4 protein-coding genes and 2 pseudogenes are annotated in these 3,285 nt (G+C 75.5%); 2 read left to right on the forward strand and 4 right to left on the reverse strand.

Going from position 1 to position 3,285, the window contains the following annotated elements; translation table 11 throughout:
- Together AB0E85_RS39730 and AB0E85_RS39735 are read right to left on the reverse strand one after the other, a co-directional pair.
- Positions 1–98, reverse strand: a pseudogene (locus AB0E85_RS39730) (sulfite exporter TauE/SafE family protein); the annotation flags it as partial.
- A pseudogene (locus AB0E85_RS39735) lies at positions 92–514 on the reverse strand (fructosamine kinase family protein); the annotation flags it as partial. The pseudogenes AB0E85_RS39735 and AB0E85_RS39730, both read right to left, overlap by 7 nt.
- 129 nt (positions 515–643) lie before the next feature.
- Between AB0E85_RS39735 and AB0E85_RS39740 the strand changes: the two are divergent.
- The gene (locus AB0E85_RS39740; protein ID WP_361937628.1) at positions 644–967 is read left to right on the forward strand and encodes a hypothetical protein; all 324 of its coding nucleotides are present in this window, start codon (positions 644–646) and stop codon (positions 965–967) included.
- A 15-nt stretch (positions 968–982) separates the two neighbouring features.
- On the opposite strand, the gene AB0E85_RS39745 is transcribed toward AB0E85_RS39740, so the two are convergent.
- On the reverse strand, positions 983–1,516 hold the full coding sequence (locus tag AB0E85_RS39745; RefSeq protein ID WP_361937629.1) for a hypothetical protein: 534 nt from the start codon (positions 1,514–1,516) through the stop codon (positions 983–985).
- The gene (locus tag AB0E85_RS39750; RefSeq protein ID WP_361937630.1) at positions 1,513–2,145 is read right to left on the reverse strand and encodes a hypothetical protein; all 633 of its coding nucleotides are present in this window, start codon (positions 2,143–2,145) and stop codon (positions 1,513–1,515) included. Before AB0E85_RS39750 ends, AB0E85_RS39745 begins: the two co-directional genes overlap by 4 nt.
- Before the next feature lie 241 nt (positions 2,146–2,386).
- Here AB0E85_RS39750 and AB0E85_RS39755 point away from each other — a divergent pair, with 241 nt between their 5' ends.
- The gene (locus AB0E85_RS39755; protein ID WP_361937631.1) at positions 2,387–2,914 is read left to right on the forward strand and encodes a hypothetical protein; all 528 of its coding nucleotides are present in this window, start codon (positions 2,387–2,389) and stop codon (positions 2,912–2,914) included.
- Positions 2,915–3,285 lie beyond the last annotated feature (371 nt).

Here is a 3,285-nt window from a genome sequence, read left to right on the forward strand (position 1 = left end):
ACCACCATGATGACCGGCTTGAGAACCTCGGTGCTCATCCCGGCCGCGAAGAAGGCCCCGGCGGAGGAACCGGCGAGGGCGGCCAGCCCGATGCGTACCAGCGCGGCCAGTCGGTGCCCTGCTCGTTGCGCATCGGCGCGAGCCCGATCCAGGCGTCCACCGGTCCGCCCGGTGGCGGCGCCCCGAACGCGGGCGCCCCGGCGGCGTGCAGCGCCGCCAGGTCCCGGCCGAACCGCACAGCCGCCTCCCGGGTCGGCCGCCCCTGCGCGACCCGGTCGATGACCAGCCGGCCCTCCTCGTGTCCGTGCACCGCCGGCAGCCGCACGCTCCCGGCCGCGGCCAGCCACCGAAGCCCCGCCGCCTCGGCCCGCGCCGCCCCCGGTTCGGCGGACCGCTTGACGACCACGACGCGCCCGTCGTCGAGGGTGACCTCGGTGAGAGCCCCCGACAGCGGCCTCTCACCGCTGACCGCCCGCCCGGTGAGCCGGGCCACGACGTCGGAACAGTCGGTCATACGAGCTCCTTCTCCGCCTTCGATCGGATGTTCCGACTCCCATACATGCGCCACGCGCCCGTCACGCGGGACGGTGAAATCCCGCCGTGGGCCGACAGAGGCGGCCACCGCCGGGGGAGCAGTCGGGTCATGACGAGTTCACCGTTCCAGCGCACCATCGCCCTGCCCGCCCCCGTGTGCGAACAGGCCGCACAGCACCTGGAGCAGGCCGCGCACCGGGCCATCGACGGAGCCGCGATCCCTCTGAAGGCGTTCCGCTCGGCCGCCGACAACGACTTCATCCTGCCGGTCTCGGTCGTCGAACAGGCGGCGGCCTGTCTGCTGGTGCTCGCCACCGAGACCGCCCAGACCGTACGCCCGTCCGCTCTGCGCGCCACGATCAGTGTCGCGCTGCGGCTGCGCGACGCCGTACAACTGGCCCATCAGCCCGCCCTCAGCAGCAGGTTCTGGTGAGCCGGGGCCGGTTACTCAGGCAGCGCGGAAGGCGACCACGACCTGCTTGTGGCGCAGCGCCTCCAGCGTGGCGTGCTGCCGCCGGGCCCGTTCGATGAGCTCGTCGAGGTGCCGGGCGTCGAGGCGTTCGTCCGTGGTGGCCAGATCGCGGAGCGTCTCCCAGCCCGCCGTCTTGCCCTCCACACCGAGCGCCAGCGCTTCCAGCTCCCACAGGGTGCTCAGCGGGGACCGCCGGACCAGGCTGCCGTTGCTCTTCAGCCGCCCCACCTGCTCGGCCGCCCGGCCCGCGTAGACCTTGTAGCGGCGTACCGGGACGTCCAGGCGCCGCATGATGTGCAGCAGACTCGTCCGGTCGTCGGCGATCTCGGCGGCGACCGGGGCCAGCGCGTCGGCGAGCCCCGAACCCCGGCACGAGCGCAGCAGGTAGCGCACCCGCGCGGTCCCGGCGGTGGCACCGGCGGGGTGGTCGTTGAGGTAGATGCCCAGCAGGGACATGTCGGTGGCCGGGGCACGCCGGGCGCCCGGCGGGTCCGCTCGCTGTTCCGTCATGACGCGGCTCCTGTCGTACTCCGGTCCCGCTCCACGGTCACCGTCGTGGTGATCCGCACGAGGCTGGGAAGGCGGGGTGTCGAGCCGGTCCCGAAGCGCACGGGGGGCTCGACCGGGGCGAGGGCGCCGAGGCTCTCGCCGTCGTAGGTGACGGCGGCCGAGGTGACCGGGTGCAGATCCCGCGCGCCGTACCACTGGTGCCGTCCGGCCCGGGCGCTGCCGTGGGTGCGTGCTCCCAGCAGCAATCGGGCGGGCCGGTCCCACAGCGCGATCCACCCCGGACGGGTGGCGAGCCGGCCCGGGACCGCCCGCAGCGCCAGGCCCGGCAGGCTGCGGCGGCCGGTGGTGAAGCGCACATGGAACGGCGGGGCGGTGACGGTCCAGTGCCGGCGGTCGGCGATCCGTACCTCGACCGGAACGATCCGCACCTCGTCGAAGACGTACGTACCGGCGACGAAGTCCGCCGTGTCGGCGGTGGGCGCCAGCAGCAGCCTGCGCCCACCTGCCTCTTCGACCATCACGTCGCTGAACGGCCCCCACGGCGACCGCGGCCAGTGCCCGAGCACCACCCGGGCACCGGACGTCGTGCCGATCCCCGCGATCCAGCCGTCGAAGCGCAGCCGGCGCACCGGCGACCGGGCACCCGCACGCCGGGCCGGGCCGGCGGATTCGCGACCATGGGGGAACACGCGGGCCGGGTGCCCGGCCCCTCTGCCGCGAAACGAGCCGCCGCCGCGGCGCGGCGTCGCCCGTCGGGCCGGTGTGGCCGAGGCCACGTCCTGGACGAGGCCCCGATCACGTCCGGGCGCCGGAAGGCACGGTTACCGTCTACGACCAGATCCCCGCCCCCTTCCCTCGGACGGCCCGGCAGTGCAAGCAGATCTCTCCCCGGTCATCGCGGCCACCGCCCAGTGGCTGACCCGCGCCTTCCCCGCCTCCGGCGGCGCCCTGGCGTCCGCCCTGTGCGAGGCCCAGGCCCGCCAGGCAGTAACGGTCGCTGCCCGGCTCAGGTACCCGACGGCGATGGACGCCGCCCTGCTCGACATGGCCGGCCCCGGGGGCTCCGGGCCGCTCGACTGGGTCACCGGCGCCGACGCGGGCCTCGGCGACGACCCGGACGCACACGCCTGGCGCACCTGGGTGGACGAGGTCGTGGCCAGCTGGGCGGCCAGTCTGCTGATCGACCCGGAGCTGGCGGCCCGGGCCGTGGCCGCCCTCGCCGACGGCGGCCACAGCACCGGGGCACCGGCCGAGTATCGCCGCCTCGTCGCCCCCGACGACGGCGACCGGAGCGCCGCGGCCCTGCTGCGCCACCCGGACCTCCTCGCCCCCGTCGCCGGCCTGCACCAGAACCAGCTCCTCGACCGTCTGCACCCGGGCCGGACGCTGATCGCCTGACACCCGGGCGTCCCCGGCCTCCGACGGGCACGGCGGGTCGCTTCCGCCACCTGCGAGGCGGCCTCTCACCGCCCGCCGATGCTCGGCACGGACGGGTCCTCACCCGCCCCTCCCGCCCCCGTCCGGCCGCCCCGCGCCCCTCGGCGGGCCTCGGGCCACCCTGTCCGGCTCGTGTGGTGCGCTTCGTTCTCCGGCCGTCGGTGGGCTTCGGGCCACCTCGTCCGGCTCGTGTGGTGCGCTTCGTTCTCCGGCCGTCGGTGGGCTTCGGGCCACCCTGTCCGGCTCGTGTGGTGCGCTTCGTTCTCCGGCCGTCGGTGGGCTTCGGGCCACCCTGTCCGGCTCGCGTGGCGCGCTCCGTTCCCCGGCCGTCG

Origin of the sequence: Streptomyces sp. NPDC029044, assembly GCF_040637495.1 — a bacterium.
Lineage (GTDB): Bacteria > Actinomycetota > Actinomycetes > Streptomycetales > Streptomycetaceae > Streptomyces.